Raw genomic sequence first — 16291 nt, forward strand, 5'->3', positions numbered from 1 at the left:
GCCTTCAAGCGCCTGCCGCCGACGGCCGGCTGATGACTACCGGTTCGCGGAACGGAACCGCGGGAACGCGCTGCGGCCCGCGTACACCGCCGCGTCGTCGAGGATCTCCTCGATGCGCAGCAGCTGGTTGTACTTGGCGACGCGCTCGGAGCGGGCCGGGGCGCCGGTCTTGATCTGGCCGCAGTTGGTGGCGACGGCCAGGTCGGCGATGGTGACGTCCTCGGTCTCGCCGGAGCGGTGGGACATCATGCACTTGAAGCCGCTGCGCTGGGCGAGCTCGACGGCGTCGAGGGTCTCGGTCAGCGAACCGATCTGGTTGACCTTGACCAGCAGCGCGTTCGCGGTGTCGTTGTCGATGCCGCGGGCCAGCCGCTCCGGGTTGGTGACGAACAGGTCGTCGCCGACGATCTGGACCTTGTCACCGAGCTCGTCGGTGAGGGTCTTCCAGCCGTCCCAGTCCTCCTCGTTCAGCGGGTCCTCGATGGAGACCAGCGGGTACGCCTCGACCAGCTCGGCGTAGTACGCGGTCATCTCGGCGGCGCTGCGGGACTTGCCCTCGAACTCGTACGAGCCGTCCTTGTGGAACTCGCTGGCGGCGACGTCGAGCGCGAGTGCGATGTCCTGGCCGGGGGTGTAGCCCGCCTTCTTGATCGCCTCGAGGATGAGGTCGAGCGCCTCACGGTTGGAGTCGAGGTTCGGGGCGAAGCCGCCCTCGTCGCCGAGGCCGGTGGACAGGCCCCGCTCCTTCAGCACGCCCTTGAGCGTGTGGTAGATCTCGGCGCCCCAGCGCAGGGCCTCGGAGAAGGACTCCGCACCCACGGGAGCGATCATGAACTCCTGGATGTCCACATTGGAGTCGGCGTGCGAGCCGCCGTTCAGGATGTTCATCATCGGGACCGGCAGCAGGTGCGCGTTCGGACCGCCGAGGTAGCGGAAAAGCGGCAGGTCGGAGGCTTCGGAAGCGGCGTGCGCGACGGCGAGCGAGACCCCGAGGATGGCGTTGGCGCCGAGCGAGGACTTGTCCGGGGTGGCGTCCAGGTCGAACATCGCCTGGTCGATCAGCCGCTGCTCGGTGGCGTCGTAGCCGACGAGCTCCGGGCCGATCTGCTCGATCACCGCGAGCACGGCCTTCTCCACACCCTTGCCGCCGTAGCGGCTCTTGTCACCGTCGCGGAGCTCGAGAGCCTCGAACGCACCGGTGGAGGCACCGGAGGGGACCGCAGCACGGCCGGTGCTGCCGTCGTCGAGGCCGACCTCGACCTCGACCGTGGGGTTGCCTCGCGAATCGAGGATTTCCCGGGCTACGACGACGTCGATGGACGGCACGAGCATCTCCTTCTGGTGTGACGCATGGAACGCAGTGTCTCTGTGGCACTGCGCCATGAGCCTAACCGCCATGCGCGCATCGGCCTGCCCCGCGCCCACCCGCCGAGACAAAAAAGGTGGAGGAAGGCCTGGTGAACGCGGGCCCCGGCGAACGACAGAACCCCGGACGGGCGCGTCGGGGGACGGCGCGCCCGTCCGGGGTCGTCTGTCATGAGGCGGCTGCGCCGCGTGGCGGGATCAGCTCAGGTGGAGCCGCTGGCCCGGGTAGATCAGGTCGGCTTCATCCACGATGTCCTGGTTCAGGTCCTGGATCTTCTGCCAGCCGCCCTTGACCTTCTCAGCCTTGGCGATCTTGGCGAGGGTGTCGCCGGACTTGACCTTGTACTCGCCGTCGCCCTTCTTGACGGCCTTGGGCGCGGCGGCCTTCGGCGCCTCGCCCTGGCGGTCACCGCGGTCCGCGTGGCTCTCGCCGCCGCGGTCGGCCTGGCTCGCGGAGGAGCCGGAGCCGTCCGGGTTCACACCGGCGTCCGGGCCGCCGGCGGTCAGACCGCCCTCACCGGCGCAGGCCCAGGCGCCCGGGCCCTGCTGGTCGAGCAGCTTCTCCGCGGTGGCGATCTGCTGCTCCTTGCCGGCCTGATCGGCGCGCGGAGCGTACTGGGTGCCGCCGGCGGCGGACCAGCTGGACTGCGAGAACTGCAGGCCGCCGTAGTAGCCGTTGCCGGTGTTGATGGACCAGTTGCCGCCGGACTCGCACTGGGCGACCTTCTCCCAGGTGTCGACCGAGGCGGCGGAGGCGGACGTGGCGCCCATCAGCGGTACGGCGACGGCCGTACCGGCAAGACCTGCCATGGTGACGATGCGGACGGTTTTGGACGGGCCGCGGTGCTTGCCCTTGTTGCCGGAAAGCAGCATGGATGGATCTCCTCACCGACGCCTACGAGGTGAGCTGTCGGGTTCGGGCTGTGAGTGCCCGGCCGCGTGCGTGACGCACTCGGCTTCACCCCTAGCCGGTCCGCCTGCCACATCTCAACAGACTTGTCCGGCACTTACCTTGGGTCCCCCGCTCCTGCCTACGGCGCTTGCGCGTCGATGTCCCTCCGGCCACCGGCAGGATTCGGCGTGATGGTCGGCGGTGCCCGCAATGGCGAGCGGTTCGACGTTAAGCACATCGGTCCCGCCGGTTCAAAGACGGGAAACCGGCAACTGCGGCCTCGCTGCCGCCGCTTCACCTCTTGTCTCCGCAGGTGAGTGCGGCTACAGGGGAATCCGGTTCCAGGACTCGGGCGACAGCCGGTGAGACGCTTCTCTCAGTCACCCCAATCCGGGGCACACAGGGCCGAACTACCCTGTGGGGGCGCTCAGATCGAGGTCCTGACCGGGGCGGATCAGGTCGGGGTCGCCGCCGACGACGTCGTCGTTGGCGTCGTAGAGCGTGGACCAACCGCCGGGCAGGCCGTACTCGTCGGCGATGGCCGACAGGCTGTCACCCGGCCGTACGGTGTAGTCCTCGTCCTCGGACTGCTCGCCACGGCTCGGGTCGGCGCCACGGGAGGCGTGCGCGCTGCCCTCACGCTCGTCCTCCGAGGGCTGACCGCGGTGCTTGCCACTGCCCGGGCCGGGGGACGCGTCCGGCGTGTCCGAGGAGCCGGACTCCGGGGACTTCTGCGTGGGGGACGCGCTCGGCTCCGTACGGTCCGTTCCGCTCTCCCCGTCCGCCCTGTCCGGCTCGTCCGGCCCGGACGTCTCCGTGCCCGTCGCCCCGTCGGCGGACGACGAGCTCTCCGAGGACTCCGGGGACTCCGGAGCGTCCGGCAGAAGGGTCTCCACCGCTCCCGGCAGCAGGGTGCTGCCCGGGTCCACGTCCGGAGCCTCGCCGCCCTCCTTGAGCCCGGCATTCGTCGCACAGCTCGGCCACGCCTCGGGGCCCTCCTCGGCGAGCACCTTTTCGGCCACGGAGATCTGCTGGGAGCGGCTGGCCAGGTCGGCGCGCGGCGCGTAGTCCCGGCCGCCGTAGTCCTCCCAGGTCTCCTGGGTGAACTGCAGCCCGCCGTAGTAGCCGTTACCGCTGTCGGCGCTCCACATGCCGCCGCTCTCGCACTGAGCGACCCGGTCCCAGGTGCCGGTGTCGGCGGCCTGGGCACCTCCTGCCCCGAGCAGCGGAATGGCGATGCCCGCGCCGGTCACCCCCGCGGTGACGAAGATGGCCGGAGCCTGGCGGGGGCGGCGGTGTCGACCGTTCCCGGAGCGCATGCGGTTGCCTTTCGAGCGAAGGTGCGTGTGAGCTGAGGCTTGAAAGTAACCGCGGCTTGCGTCCATCACAAGAAGATGTAGTGGAGATCACGCGAAGGTCACATAGTTGACACTGTCTCAGTTCTGACAGGGGTGAACTCCACCGGAAGGGTGCGCAATCCACGCATGATGAGCCCCCCACGCCATCGCAAATCGGTAGGTTCCGCCGCGAGTCGCAGATCGGGCAGCCGGCGCAGCAGCGTACCGATCGCGGTCCGCGCCTCCAGCCGGGCCAGCGGCGCGCCGACGCAGTAGTGGATGCCGTGGCCGTAACCGAGGTGCTGGTTGTCGCGCCGGGACAGGTCCAGAAGGTCGGGGTCCGCGAAGCGTTCGGGGTCGCGGTCGGCGGCCGCGAGTACGACCAGTACGGGGTCGCCGGTGGCGATGCGCCGGCCGCCGAGGTCGATGGGCTCGGTGGCGAACCGCCAGGTGGCGATCTCCACCGGGCCGTCGTAGCGCAGCAGTTCCTCGACTCCGGTGGCGAGAAGGGTGGTATCGCCCTCCTCGAGGGCTTTGTGCAGTCGCGTCCGCTGGCCCGGGTTGCGCAGCAGCGCGTACGTCCCGTTGCCGATGAGGTTGACGGTCGTCTCGAAGCCGGCGAACAGCAGGATGAAGGCCATCGCGGCGGCCTCACCCTCGGTCAGATGCTCGCCGTGGTCGCTCGCGCGGATCAGCCCTGAGATCAGGTCGTCGCCGAGGTCCGCGCGCTTGCGGTGGATCAGCTCGGCGAGGTAGTTGCGCATTTTCTTCACCGAACGGGCCACTCCCCCGCGCGGCGCGCCACCGTGCCGCAGCATCATGCCCGCCCAGTCCCGGAAGTCGTCCTGGTCCTCGGCGGGCACACCCAGCATGTCGCAGATGGCATAGATGGGAAGGGGGAAGGCGAATTCATGGATGAGGTCCGCTTCGCCCCGCTCCGCGAATCCGTCGATGAGCCGGTCGGTCAGCTCCTGCACGCGCGGCGCGAACTCCGCGACCCGGCGCGGGGTGAACGCCTTGGCCACCAGGCGGCGCAGCCGGGTGTGGTCCGGCGGGTCGATGTTGAGCAGATGTGTCATCAGGTCGGCCTTGCGCTCGCCGGGGATGCCGACTCGGCCCTTGGCGTGCGCGGACTCGCTGTGGTGCAGCGGATTCTTCGACAGCCGCGGCTCCGCGAGGGCCTGCCGGGCGTCCGCGTACCGCGTCACCAACCAGGCGTCGACACCACTGGGCAGTTCGGTCCGGTGTACGGGGCGGTGCTCGCGCAGCCAGGCGTACGCGGGGTAGGGGTCGGCGGCGAACTCCCAGGTGAACAGCTCGGGCGGGGTCGGAGCCCCCGGCTCGTCGGTGGCGTCGGTCTCGTCGGTCTCGTCGGGCACGCGTCGACCGTATCCGGTGCGCCGGGCCCACTCCGTGGACGCACCTTCGCTGCCGCACCACCGCGTCACCACCGCCACCGCCACCGCGCCACCGCCTCACGGGCCCTGGCCCTCGGCTCGGGGCGTACGAGCCGAACGGGCCGGGCGCCCGGACCGGCCCGGCAACGGCGGTCTCCCTCACCCGGCCCTCGGCTCGGGGCCGCGACGCCGTACGTACAGCTCCGCCATGTCCACGTCGTGAAGATCCCCGCCCCGCCACGACGGGCCCGCGGCGCGGCCGCTTTCAGCGGGCGCGGTCCGCCGGTGCTGCGTACCGTCGCATCATGGACTTCAATATCACGGGCGAAGAGGAAGCACTGGTGCTCCGCATCCAGGAGCGTCTGGCGGCAGGCGACAATCCGACGGAGAACAGTCTCGCGGAGGAGTTGGGCGACGACGCCCGGGCCCGGCTCCAGTCGCTGGCGGACAAGGGCTGGGTGTCCCTCATCCAGCCGCCGGAGGGCGGGCCGACGCTCGTCTCCGGGCTCTCACCGATGGCTCATACGGCACTGTCCGACCGACGCAACGCCTGACGACGCACCGGACCTGCGGGGCTTGCTGACGCACCGGAACTCGGCGGCCCGCTGACGCGGTGGGCCTACGCGGCCTGCCGCTGCTCGAAGCGCTCCAGCCAGCCGGAGGCGATGAGGTACTGGCCCAGGATGTAGCCCGCCATGATCAGCACCTCCTGGGAGGGCAGGTCGAGGCCGGCCGCCTGGAGACCGATCAGCAGGTCCGAGGCGAGGAACGCGCCGGCGCCCACCGCCACCTTGCCGCCGACGCCCAGGGCAGTAGCGCCCATCAGTGCCAGCGCGAGGCTGTAGCCGGCGACGGGCAGCCGGAGCTGCTTGTCGAGAGTGGGCGCGAGCACGGCGTTCACGGCGGCCCAGCCCGCCAGGCAGCCGACCGCGGGCCACGGTTTCCGCGCGATACCGCGGAGCGCCCCGAGCCGGGTGTAGCCCGCGGTGTAGCTGACCTGCGTGCCGAGGAAGGCCGCCATCCCGAGCAGGAAGGCCGGCTCGTACGCGTCGAAGAGGAGAGCGGTGTCCCCGGCGGCGGCGAAGGCCAGCCCGGCGACCAGGGCCTTGGGTACGGGCGCGGACGCGTCGGGGCGGCGGCGCAGTACGTGTCCGGCGAGCGCGGGCATGAGCAGCGGCTTGGCCGCCCGGCGCAGGCCCCGCGGGCTGCGGGCCACCGCCAGCAGATCGGCCGCGGACAGTGCCCCGAAAGCGGCGAGCGCCCCCCGACCGTGCCCGTCCGGCCTCGCCAACCGCTGTGCGGCCGCGCCTGCGGCCTTGAGAACACGCTGCCTGCGTTGTCCGATGATCGCCATGCGGGCAGTCTCCCGACGTTGCTGACATCCGGTCAACCAGGGCGCACTGTGAGGTCTCTCCCTGAACTTCCGCCCCGTCGCCCGGTACGGGCTCCGGGCCGTGCCCTCATTCCTTGCCCCGTGGGGTCCCTTCCGGCGACGTCGGCTCCGGGGGTTCCTCGGGTGACTCCTCCGAACGGCTGCGGGTGCCATGGGTGTGCAGCTCGTGCGGCATGCGGCGGACTCCGTCGTGCGGCACCTCGTCCGGCTCGCGGGGCTCGCGCAGCTCGTGGCGCGGGGTGTCCTGATGGCCCGGCCCGTGGTCCGGCGGCGTCTCGTGGTCCTGCTCGTCGCGGGTCTGCCAGGCGCCGGACCGCGGCTGCGGCTCCGGCGACACGCGCGGCTCACGGTCACGGATCCTGAGTCCCACGATCACCGCGGCGGTGAGGACGGCCACCACCACGAGCCCGACGACCAGCGGCGCGATGCCGACCAGGAAGTCACGCCTCACGGCAAGTTCCATGCAGAGTTCTCGCATACGAGTCGAGTACCCCGCCCGAAGGGTGCCAGTCGGACCGATCGCCCGTTCAGTCGGCTCAGTCGGCCTGCTCGTCCTCGGCAGCCCGGATCGTGTCCCGGTAGGCGCGGGCCGCCGTCCGCAGCGCCGATTCCGGGTCCGTGCCGTCCGCCTCGGCCCGTATGGCCAGGGCCAGCAGCCGCTCGCCGAGGTCCGCGGCGCCCGCCGATTCCGGCAGCGGCACGTCCAGGCCCGCCGTCCGCACCCGGGAGGCCAGCTTCGCCGCGAGCGCCAGCGCCGGCTGGCCCAGCGGGATGCCGTCCGTCACCGAATCGCGCTGCTTCTCGACCGCCTTCGTCCGCAGCCAGTGCGCCTTGACGTCCTCGGAGGTCTCGGCGGTCTCCGAGCCGAAGACATGCGGATGCCGGTGGATGAGCTTCTCGACGATCGTGCCCGCCACATCGTCGATGGAGAACGGCTCCTCCGTGTCCTCCTCGGCGATCCGCGCGTGGAAGACGACCTGGAGCAGGACGTCGCCCAGCTCCTCCCGGAGCTCCTCCCGGTCACCCGCCTCGATCGCCTCGACGAGCTCGTACGCCTCCTCGATCCCGTACTTCGCCAGCCCGTCATGGGTCTGCGCGCTGCTCCACGGGCATTCGGCGCGGATGGTGTCCATGACCTGCACGAGGTCCAGGAGCCGCGCTCCCGGCAGGTCGTACGAGGCGGGCAGCAGCTCCAGATCCGGCATCTGGACCCGGCCCGACCCGGCCAGCCGGGCGAGCCCGTCGGTCAGCTCCTGGTCGCCCTCACCGGACGGGATGAGGACGACCGTACGGCCGCCGGCGCAGTCCTCGACCAGTTCGTGCGCGTCCGGGGCGGCCTCCTCGACCTCGACGCCCGCCTCGCGCAGATACGGCAGCTGCGGATGGGCCGGGTCGGGGCACAGCACGCGGTCGGCGGCGCGCAGCGCCTGCCAGGCGGGCCAGGACAGCAGGCCGGGGGCGACCCGGTGGCTGGTGGTCAGGAGGACGATGCGGCCGGAAGCGTCTGCGTTCACGGGTCGAACGTAACCCAACGGGTGGCGGGCGGTATCCGGCGCCCGGGACAGGCGGTCCTGCCCGTCCCGGCAGCACCTGCGCCCCGTGCCCGTCGTCCACCGCTGCCCGGGCCCTCTCCGGACGGCGTCCCCGCAGGCGGGAGCCTCGAAGAGGGCGTTGTGCGAGTGGCTTGGGGCTACGCCTGCTTGGGGACTACGCCTGCTTGTCGGCGGCGGGGGCGTTCCGGAGCCAGGGCTCCTTCAGATTCCCGAGCAGGACCTTCTTGTCGTCCCAGGTCCCGAACCGCGGGTTGACGTCGATGCCCATCTTCGCTGAGGCGTCGCGCAGCGCCTGGACGATCTTCTCCTGGCCCTGCGGACTGCTGCGGTCCACGCCCAGCGCCTGCGCCAGCTTGTCCATGGCGACCTGGTTGCGGACGGTCGTCTCGACCTGGCCGGGGCCGATGGCGTACTGCTGGAGCCACATCTGCCGCAGCCGGTCGGCACCGCCCGCGCCCTGCTCGGCGGCGGTCTGCGCCTTCTGGACGTCGCTGCGGGTGACGTTCACCCCGGCCTCCTCGGCAGCATGGTCCAGGACCCGGTCGAAGATCATGCCGTTGAGGGTGACCCGGCTGAGCTGCCCGGTGTCCTGGATGAGCCGGGAGGCCTGCGGGGAGCTGCGCTGCGCGGCCCGTACGTCCTCCACCTGGGACTGAAGCTGGGAGACGGTGATCCGGTCGCCCTCCACCACGGCCGCCGCGCCGGGGTGCGGGGAGCTGCCGCAGGCGGTCAGCAGTGGGGACGCGGCGAGCAGAGCAGCGGAGGAAATGGAGAGCGCGGTCCTGCGGCGGATCATCGAAGCCTCCCGGCAAAGATCGTGGACAAGAGGAGCGGGCGGAGCCCTCCGTGGGGGCGGCGGTGGGGCGGCGGGCGGACGTTTCGACCTGGCGATGATCGATGTTATGGAGTCCGCACGGCGGTAGCCACTGATTCGACCAACGATTCGCCAGGACATGAAGATGCGCGGCCCCGGCGGGGAGCTTCGCGGGAGTCCGGCCCCGGGCTGGGGCTGCGGCTGCGGCTGCGGCTGCGGCTGCGGCTGCGGCTGCGGCTGCGGCTGCGGCGATCGTAGGACGGCCCTGCCGGCCGACCCGCCGTGCCGACGCCGCAGCCCGTGCGCGGCGTCGGCTGCCGACCGTTTCGGGCTGAGCGGGGCCGGACCGGTGCGCATGGGCGGTGGAGGGCTGAGCCGTGTACGGCGGCTGCGGAGTCGGGTGGGGCGCCCGTTGTGGCGTGGCGGATCCCGCCGTCTCGGCAGATCGGCGGAACCGTACCGGCGGGCGGGCCGATACGGTCCCGGCCGGCCCGCCCGGGCTAGCGCGCCGTGAAGCGCGCGGGTGCCTCGGTCGGGTTGCCCCCGGTCGGCAGCTTCTGCTCCGGGCAGCCGGACAGTACGCGCCGCATCGCGTCCTTCTCCGCGTCCGTCACCCACAGCCGGTACTTCGTCTTCACCGCGACCTGCCCGGCCACATAGGTGCAGCGGAACGCCTTGTTCGGCGGCAGCCAGGTCGCCGTATCGCCGTCGCTCTTACTGCGGTTGGTGCTCGCGTCCACGGCCAGCAGGTTCAGCGGGTCGTTGGCGAACGCGATGCGCTTGCGCGGCGGCCACTGCTGGGCGCCCTTCTGCCAGGCGTCGGAGAGCGCCACCAAGTGGTCGATGTCCACCTCGCTCCTCCCCCGTTCGAACTCCACCCGTTCCCCGGTGTACGGATCCTCGGCCAGTGTGCCCGCCACCACCACGCACTTCCCGTCCCGGAACGTGACCCCGTCCAGGTCCCGCTTGAGGATGTCCTCCCGGGTCCGGCAGTTGTTGCTGTCGGTGTCGGCCCAGGCCGAGCCGAACCTCTCCCGGTCGTAACCGGTCCTGGGCGCCCGCCCCTTGACGGTCAGCCCGCCGACCGTCTTCAGCGCGGAGCCCGCCTCTCCCGAAACGGGCGCGGACGGTTCCGCCGTGCCGTCACCGCCGCCGGAGCTGTCGCCGCTGCCTCCGCTGACGCTGCCGCCGGTGTCCGAAGTGCAGCCGGTGACGGCGAACAGCGCTGCCGATGCGAGCGCGAGGGCGGGCAGAGCCGTGCGGCGGGTACGTATCACGGGGCGCGTCCAGTCCGGGAGTCGAGGAGCACGGGCGGGGCAGGGCGGAACAGAGCCGGACGACGTCACCCTGCCATGCGCCTCAGCCCCGCCGCCGCCCCACCCCGGTGATCCCCGCGCCGCCCGTGCACCGCCCCGGCTCCGTCAGCACGCCGACCACCACCCACTCCGCCGGTGGACGGCCGGAGTTCACGCGCCGAGGATCGTCGTCAGGAACTCCCCGGTCCAGGCCAGCAGTTCACGGCCGACCACCGGCTTGCCACCGACCCGGGCCGTGGCCGGGCGGGGCACCAGGATCTGCTTCAGCGCCGGCTTGAAGACCGTACGCGGATGCAGCCGCCGCAGCCGCAGCTCCTGCGACTCGCGCAACTCCACCGGGGAGAAGCGGATGTTGGGCCCCTGGAGAGTGATGTCGGAGACTCCGCAGGCGCGGGCGAGCATCCGCAGGCCAGCCACCAGCAGCAGGTTCTCGACCGGCTCCGGGAGCTTGCCGTACCGGTCGGTGAGCTCCTCGCGGACCGCCGCGATGTCCTCCTCGGAGCTCGCTGACGCGATCGCACGGTAGGCCTGGAGGCGCAGCCGCTCGCCCGGCGCGTAGTCGTGCGGGACATGCGCGTCGACCGGCAGCTCGATCTTGACCTCGAGCGGGGGCTCCTCCTCCACACCGCCTTCCAGGGAGGCCCGGTAGTCCGCGACGGCCTCGCCGACCATCCGTACGTACAGATCGAATCCGACGCCCGCGATATGGCCCGACTGCTCGCCGCCGAGCAGATTGCCCGCGCCGCGGATCTCCAGGTCCTTCATCGCGACGTACATGCCCGCGCCCATCTCGGTGTGCTGGGCGATGGTCGCCAGACGCTCATGGGCGGTCTCGGTGAGCGGCTTCTCCGGCGGGTAGAGGAAGTACGCGTAGCCGCGCTCCCGGCTGCGCCCCACCCGGCCGCGCAGCTGGTGGAGTTGGGAGAGACCGAAGTTGTCGCCGCGCTCGACGATCAGGGTGTTGGCGTTGGAGATGTCGATGCCCGATTCCACGATGGTGGTGGAGACCAGGACGTCGAACTTCTTCTCCCAGAAGTCGACCACGACCTTCTCCAGGGCGCTCTCGCCCATCTGGCCGTGGGCTGTGGCGATGCGCGCCTCGGGGACGATCTCGCGCAGGCGGGCGGTGGCCCGGTCGATGGACTCGACGCGGTTGTGGATGTAGAAGACCTGGCCCTCGCGCAGCAGTTCGCGGCGGATGGCCGCACCGATCTGCTTCTGCTCGTACGGCCCGACGAAGGTCAGCACCGGGTGCCGCTCCTCGGGCGGGGTGGTGATCGTCGACATCTCGCGGATACCGGTGACCGCCATCTCGAGCGTACGGGGGATGGGTGTGGCGGACATGGTCAGCACATCGACGTTGGCGCGGAGCTTCTTCAGCTGCTCTTTGTGCTCGACGCCAAAACGCTGCTCCTCGTCGACGATGACCAGGCCCAGGTCCTTGAACTTGGTCTCGGAGGAGAAGAGGCGGTGGGTGCCGATGACGATGTCGACCGAGCCGTCGCGGAGCCCCTCGAGCACGGCCTTGGCCTCGCCGTCCGCCTGGAAGCGGGACAGCGCCTTGGTGACGACGGGGAACTGGGAGTAGCGCTCGGCGAAGGTGCCCATGTGCTGCTGGACGAGGAGGGTGGTGGGAACCAGGACCGCGACCTGTTTGCCGTCCTGCACCGCCTTGAACGCGGCGCGGACCGCGATCTCCGTCTTGCCGTAGCCGACATCGCCGCAGATCAGCCGGTCCATCGGGACCGACTTCTCCATGTCCTCCTTGACCTCGGCGATGGTGGTGAGCTGGTCGGGGGTCTCGACGTACGGGAACGCGTCCTCCAGTTCCCGCTGCCAGGGGGTGTCCGGGCCGAAGGTGTAGCCGGGGGCCGCCATACGGGCCGAGTAGAGCTTGATCAGGTCGGCGGCGATCTCCTTGACGGCCTTCTTCGCGCGCGCCTTGGTCTTCGTCCAGTCGGCGCCGCCCAGCCGGTGCAGGGTCGGCGCCTCGCCGCCCACGTACTTGGTGACCTGCTCCAGCTGGTCGGTGGGGACGAAGAGGCGGTCGCCGGGCTGGCCGCGCTTGGCGGGCGCGTACTCGACGAGCAGATACTCGCGGGTCGCGCCCTGCACCGTGCGCTGCACCATCTCGACGTAGCGGCCGACGCCGTGCTGCTCGTGGACGATGAAGTCGCCCGCCTGGAGGGTCAGCGGGTCGATGGTCTTACGGCGCCGGGCCGGCATCCGGCCCATCTCCTTGCTCGCGGCCTTCTGACCGGACAGATCGGTCTCGGTGAGGACGGCGAGCTTCAGACCGGGGTCGACGAAGCCGTAGTCGATGGAGCCGCAGGCGACGTGGACGAGGGAGGGGGTGAGCTCGGCGAGGTCACCGGTCGCGCCGTCGGAGGCGGCCAGGCGGGCGGGGATTCCCTCGCCGCCGAGGACCTCGACCGTACGGGCCGCCGGGCCGTGGCCCTCGGTGACGTACACCGTGCGCCAGCCGTCGGCCAGCCAGCCCTTGGTGTCGGCGAGGGCGCGGGCGGTGTCGCCGCGATAGCTCTCGGGGGCGCGCATACCGAGCCGGAGGGTGTCCCCGTCGACTTCCCCGTCGAGCTCCAGATCGGTACTGAAGGGGCTCACGGTCCACCACATCATGCCCAGCTCACGGGCCCGTTCCCGTACGTCGGCGATGCCCCGGAGGGAGGCGGCGCCGACGTCGATGGGGGCGTCGCCGCCGCCGGCGGTGGCCGCCCAGGACGCCTGGAGGAATTCCTGGCTGGTCGCGACGAGGTCGGCGGCGCGGGTGCGGACGCGCTCCGGCTCGCACACCACGGTCATGCTGCCCTCCGGGAGGACGTCGAGCAGGAGTTCCATCTCGTCGACGAGGACCGGGGCGAGGGACTCCATGCCCTCGACGGCGATGCCCTCGGAGATCCTGCCCAGCAGTTCGGAGAGCTCGGGCTGAGTCTCGGCGAGGGCGGCGGCACGGTTCCGTACGTCCGCGGTGAGCAGCAGCTCGCGGCACGGCGGGGCCCACAGGCCGTGCTCGGCGACTTCGAGACTGCGCTGGTCGGCGACCTTGAAGTAACGAATCTCCTCGATGTCGTCGCCCCAGAACTCGACACGGAGCGGGTGCTCCTCGGTCGGCGGGAAGACATCGAGGATGCCGCCGCGCACCGCGAAGTCGCCGCGCTTCTCGACCAGCTCGACACGGGAGTAGGCGGCGGCCGCGAGCGCCTCCGTGACCTCGCCGAGGTCGGCGGTCCCACCGCTGCGCAAGGCCACGGGCTCGAGGTCGCCGAGGCCCTTGACCTGCGGCTGCAGTACGGAGCGGATGGGGGCGACGACCACGCTGACCGGGCCTGCGGAAGGGTCGTCGGCCGAGGGGTGCGCGAGCCTGCGCAGCACGGCGAGACGGCGGCCCATGGTGTCGGAGCGGGGGGAGAGCCGCTCGTGCGGCAGCGTCTCCCAGGACGGGTACTCGACGACGCCGTCCGGGGGGAGAAGCGAGCGCAGCGCAGCCGCCAGGTCCTCGGCTTCGCGGCCGGTCGCGGTGACGGCCAGCACGGGCCGGCCGGCGACGGGGGTGCTCCGGCCGGCACCTCCCGTGCCCTCAAGGCTACGGGGGAGGGCGAGGGCGGCGATGGCGAAGGGGCGCGCGGCGGGCGGGCCGACGAGGTCGAGGTGCGGACGGTGGCCGTCGGCGGCGGCCTTCACCGCTTCGGCCAGCGCGGGATCGGTGACGACGACGTCGAGCAGACCGTGCAGGCTCATGAAGGGTTTCCGTCCCGGGGTGATCTTTCGTGACAACGCGAACTGCCCGACACGTCGAACGGGCCGGGGTGCTCCAGGGTACGACGCCCCGCTGACGGCCGCCGTCGAGTTCTGACCCCGGCGGACCGGACCGTGGCAGCTCTTCACCACGATCGACCCACCGGCCGACGAGCGGCGACGGTGGGCCCCGCCGAGCAAGGGATCCGGCCTTGAGGCCGGTGACGCTCCGCGCAGGGCCGAGTGGGGACCGAGCACGGCGGGCTCGACCGCCGGCCCCTGGCCTGCTTCCGGCCCTTAGCGTGGAACTATGCGCGGTGATGCGCCCGGCGGAAGGCGAGACGACCCGGTGACGCTGGCTCTCTGCGGCGACGTCATGCTCGGCCGTGGCGTCGACTGCGTCCTTCCGCACCCTGGTGACCCGACGCTGCGGGAGCCGTACGTCCCGGATGCCCGGGCCTACGTCGAGATGGCGGAGGCCGCGAACGGGCCGATTCCCCACCCGGTCGACTTCTCCTGGCCCTGGGGAGATGCCCTGCAGGCGCTGGACGGGGCCGCCGCCGACGCCCGGGTGGTGAATCTGGAGACCAGCGTCACGCGAAGCGGGGCGTTCGCGCCGGACAAGTCCGTGCACTACCGAATGAATCCGGCCAACCTCTCCTGCCTGGCCGCAGCCCGCCCCGACGCTTGCGCGCTGGCGAACAACCACGTACTGGACTTCGGCCGCCAGGGGCTCGAAGAGACGCTCGGCGCCTTGGCCGGTGCAGGGCTGCGGGTGGCGGGGGCGGGGCGGGACGGAACCGAGGCGTGGCTACCCGCGGTGATCACCGTCGATGGTGGCAGGCGGGTCCTGGTCTTTTCGTTCGGAATGGAGTCCAGCGGCATTCCCTGGGGGTGGGCCGCGACCGAGGACCGGCCGGGCGTCGCCTTCGTACCCGAGCTGTCGGACGCCGGAGCGGCCGAGGTCGCAGACCGGGTACGGCGGGTGAAGCGACCGGGCGACGTCGCGGTCGCCTCGATCCACTGGGGGTCCAACTGGGGCTTCCGTGTCTCCCGAGATCAGATCCGCTTCGCGCACGCCCTGATCGACTGCGGGGTCGACCTCGTACACGGGCACTCTTCGCACCATCCCCGCCCCCTTGAGGTCTACCGCGACAAACTCATCCTGTACGGCTGCGGCGACTTCATCGACGACTACGAGGGCATCCCCGGGTACGAGAAGTACCGGGACGACCTGCGGTTGCTGTACTTCGTCTCGGTGGAGCCGGACACCGGCGTGCTGGCCGGCGTCCGGATGGCGCCCCTGCAGCCCCGGCAGATGCGCCTCCGGCACGCCTCGCGCAAGGACACCGAGTGGCTACGGGCGACTCTCGACCGGATCAGCCGCCGCTTCGGCTCACGGATCGGCCTCGAACCGGACGGCTCGCTCACTCTCATGCCCTGGCGAACGTAAGGGACGCGGATGTGAGCGGTGGTGGATGGTGACCGGAGACGCTTCTCCCGAAGATCTCGTCCGTGCCGTCCGAGCGGCCGGTATCAGCGATGAGCGCCTACTCGAAGCCGTGCGCGCGACACCACGAGCAGAATTCGTCCCCGCAGACCACGCTGCCGTCGCCTACGCCGACGGGCCCATTCCGATCGGGCGCGGGCAAGTGACCACGCAGCCTTCTCTGTCGGCGAGGATGATCGAGGGCCTTGAACTCGCCGGGAACGAGCACGTGCTCGAAATCGGCACGGGTCTCGGTTTCCAGACCGCAGTGCTTGCTCGCCTGGCCGCCGACGTCGTGAGTATCGAAATGGGGCGGGACATGGTTCGCCAGGCACGGCGGAATCTTGCCCGTCAGGGCATTCGCAACGCGGAGCTGCTCGTCGGGGACGGCAGCTGCGGCGTACCGCAGCGTGCCCCTTACGACGCAATCGTCGTATCGGCGGCCTTCCCGGAGGTTCCTCCGCCGCTGGTCGAACAGCTTCGGCTCGACGGCCGCCTCGTACAGCCCATCGGGCCGGGCGGGCAGGAGGAGGTCGTGTTGTTCCGTCGGACCGCTTCGGGGCTGGAACGTCAGCAGGTCCTTACCCTGGCCAGGTTCGTCCGGCTGCGCGGACGGCACGGCTTTCCGTCCTGAGCCGAGCTGAGCCGAGCTGAGCCGACTCCACCGGTCGGACGCGGCGGCCGACCCCGGCAGTGGACCGGGCCCGATGCCGCAACCCTGATCGCGCCGGGACCGGACCTCTGGGGCCGCGATCCGCAGCCGCTCTCAAGGCCTCGGTCAGGTGGAGTGCGGCGGCACCGGACGGGGCGACCCGCGCCGGCAGCGCAGTAAAGGCCGGACAGGGGGCAGGGCACTGCCGACACGTAGCACCGGACGCGGCCCCAGCACGCTGAGAGCGGGGGGGGGGCGCGGGGGGGGCGGGGGCAGCAGTGCCACCGGCGCCGGCCCCCGGCGGGAGGACGCACCCAAGACCACCCCGGA

At 71.4% G+C, this 16291-nt stretch carries 13 protein-coding genes and 1 riboswitch; of the genes, 3 read left to right on the forward strand and 10 right to left on the reverse strand.

Going from position 1 to position 16291, the window contains the following annotated elements:
- Positions 1-36 precede the first annotated feature (36 nt).
- From eno to ABZW18_RS16640, 4 genes are all read right to left on the reverse strand, one after another.
- On the reverse strand, positions 37-1332 hold the full coding sequence (gene eno, locus ABZW18_RS16625) for a phosphopyruvate hydratase (RefSeq protein ID WP_356187842.1): 1296 nt from the start codon (positions 1330-1332) through the stop codon (positions 37-39).
- A 231-nt stretch (positions 1333-1563) separates the two neighbouring features.
- Positions 1564-2238: a transglycosylase family protein gene (locus ABZW18_RS16630; RefSeq protein ID WP_356187844.1), complete on the reverse strand. Its 675-nt coding sequence runs from the start codon at positions 2236-2238 to the stop codon at positions 1564-1566.
- 4 nt (positions 2239-2242) lie between these two features.
- Positions 2243-2414, reverse strand: a riboswitch (cyclic di-AMP (ydaO/yuaA leader).
- A 253-nt stretch (positions 2415-2667) separates the two neighbouring features.
- Positions 2668-3576, reverse strand: a complete 909-nt coding sequence (locus ABZW18_RS16635) for a transglycosylase family protein (RefSeq protein ID WP_356187846.1) — start codon at positions 3574-3576, stop codon at positions 2668-2670.
- 98 nt (positions 3577-3674) lie between these two features.
- Positions 3675-4973 (reverse strand): cytochrome P450, encoded by a 1299-nt coding sequence (locus ABZW18_RS16640; RefSeq protein WP_356187848.1) that lies wholly within the window; start codon positions 4971-4973, stop codon positions 3675-3677.
- A gap of 323 nt (positions 4974-5296) precedes the next feature.
- On the opposite strand from ABZW18_RS16640, the gene ABZW18_RS16645 reads away from it, so the two are divergent.
- The gene (locus tag ABZW18_RS16645; protein ID WP_356187850.1) at positions 5297-5545 is read left to right on the forward strand and encodes a hypothetical protein; all 249 of its coding nucleotides are present in this window, start codon (positions 5297-5299) and stop codon (positions 5543-5545) included.
- A 65-nt stretch (positions 5546-5610) separates the two neighbouring features.
- Here ABZW18_RS16645 and ABZW18_RS16650 read toward each other — a convergent pair whose 3' ends face one another.
- From ABZW18_RS16650 to mfd, 6 genes are all read right to left on the reverse strand, one after another.
- The gene (locus ABZW18_RS16650; protein ID WP_356187852.1) at positions 5611-6345 is read right to left on the reverse strand and encodes a lysoplasmalogenase; all 735 of its coding nucleotides are present in this window, start codon (positions 6343-6345) and stop codon (positions 5611-5613) included.
- Between the two features lie 106 nt (positions 6346-6451).
- The gene (locus tag ABZW18_RS16655; RefSeq protein WP_356187854.1) at positions 6452-6862 is read right to left on the reverse strand and encodes a DUF6479 family protein; all 411 of its coding nucleotides are present in this window, start codon (positions 6860-6862) and stop codon (positions 6452-6454) included.
- A gap of 58 nt (positions 6863-6920) precedes the next feature.
- Positions 6921-7898 (reverse strand): nucleoside triphosphate pyrophosphohydrolase, encoded by a 978-nt coding sequence (locus tag ABZW18_RS16660; RefSeq protein ID WP_356187856.1) that lies wholly within the window; start codon positions 7896-7898, stop codon positions 6921-6923.
- A gap of 193 nt (positions 7899-8091) precedes the next feature.
- The gene (locus tag ABZW18_RS16665; RefSeq protein ID WP_356187858.1) at positions 8092-8733 is read right to left on the reverse strand and encodes a SurA N-terminal domain-containing protein; all 642 of its coding nucleotides are present in this window, start codon (positions 8731-8733) and stop codon (positions 8092-8094) included.
- Positions 8734-9251: 518 nt separating this feature from the next.
- The gene (locus tag ABZW18_RS16670) at positions 9252-10028 is read right to left on the reverse strand and encodes an HNH endonuclease family protein (RefSeq protein ID WP_356187860.1); all 777 of its coding nucleotides are present in this window, start codon (positions 10026-10028) and stop codon (positions 9252-9254) included.
- A gap of 189 nt (positions 10029-10217) precedes the next feature.
- Positions 10218-13823: a transcription-repair coupling factor gene (gene mfd / locus ABZW18_RS16675; protein ID WP_356187862.1), complete on the reverse strand. Its 3606-nt coding sequence runs from the start codon at positions 13821-13823 to the stop codon at positions 10218-10220.
- A gap of 307 nt (positions 13824-14130) precedes the next feature.
- On the opposite strand from mfd, the gene ABZW18_RS16680 reads away from it, so the two are divergent.
- Positions 14131-15273: a CapA family protein gene (locus ABZW18_RS16680; RefSeq protein WP_356187864.1), complete on the forward strand. Its 1143-nt coding sequence runs from the start codon at positions 14131-14133 to the stop codon at positions 15271-15273.
- 25 nt (positions 15274-15298) lie between these two features.
- A complete protein-coding gene (locus ABZW18_RS16685; RefSeq protein ID WP_356187866.1) occupies positions 15299-15943 on the forward strand; it encodes a protein-L-isoaspartate(D-aspartate) O-methyltransferase in 645 nt (214 codons plus the stop codon).
- The last annotated feature ends 348 nt before the right edge of the window (positions 15944-16291 follow it).

The organism is Streptomyces sp. NPDC004647 (genome assembly GCF_040609575.1).
In the GTDB taxonomy this organism is placed as follows: domain Bacteria; phylum Actinomycetota; class Actinomycetes; order Streptomycetales; family Streptomycetaceae; genus Streptomyces.

Excerpts from the sequence above, each read along its gene's own strand:
- eno (WP_356187842.1), bottom strand. The coding sequence starts at position 1,332 with ATGCTCGTGCCGTCCATCGACGTCGTCGTAGCCCGGGAAATCCTCGAT.
- ABZW18_RS16630 (WP_356187844.1), bottom strand. The coding sequence starts at position 2,238 with ATGCTGCTTTCCGGCAACAAGGGCAAGCACCGCGGCCCGTCCAAAACC.
- ABZW18_RS16635 (WP_356187846.1), bottom strand. The coding sequence starts at position 3,576 with ATGCGCTCCGGGAACGGTCGACACCGCCGCCCCCGCCAGGCTCCGGCC.
- ABZW18_RS16645 (WP_356187850.1), top strand. The coding sequence starts at position 5,297 with ATGGACTTCAATATCACGGGCGAAGAGGAAGCACTGGTGCTCCGCATC.
- ABZW18_RS16650 (WP_356187852.1), bottom strand. The coding sequence starts at position 6,345 with ATGGCGATCATCGGACAACGCAGGCAGCGTGTTCTCAAGGCCGCAGGC.
- ABZW18_RS16655 (WP_356187854.1), bottom strand. The coding sequence starts at position 6,862 with ATGCGAGAACTCTGCATGGAACTTGCCGTGAGGCGTGACTTCCTGGTC.
- ABZW18_RS16665 (WP_356187858.1), bottom strand. The coding sequence starts at position 8,733 with ATGATCCGCCGCAGGACCGCGCTCTCCATTTCCTCCGCTGCTCTGCTC.
- mfd (WP_356187862.1), bottom strand. The coding sequence starts at position 13,823 with ATGAGCCTGCACGGTCTGCTCGACGTCGTCGTCACCGATCCCGCGCTG.
- ABZW18_RS16680 (WP_356187864.1), top strand. The coding sequence starts at position 14,131 with ATGCGCGGTGATGCGCCCGGCGGAAGGCGAGACGACCCGGTGACGCTG.
- ABZW18_RS16685 (WP_356187866.1), top strand. The coding sequence starts at position 15,299 with ATGGTGACCGGAGACGCTTCTCCCGAAGATCTCGTCCGTGCCGTCCGA.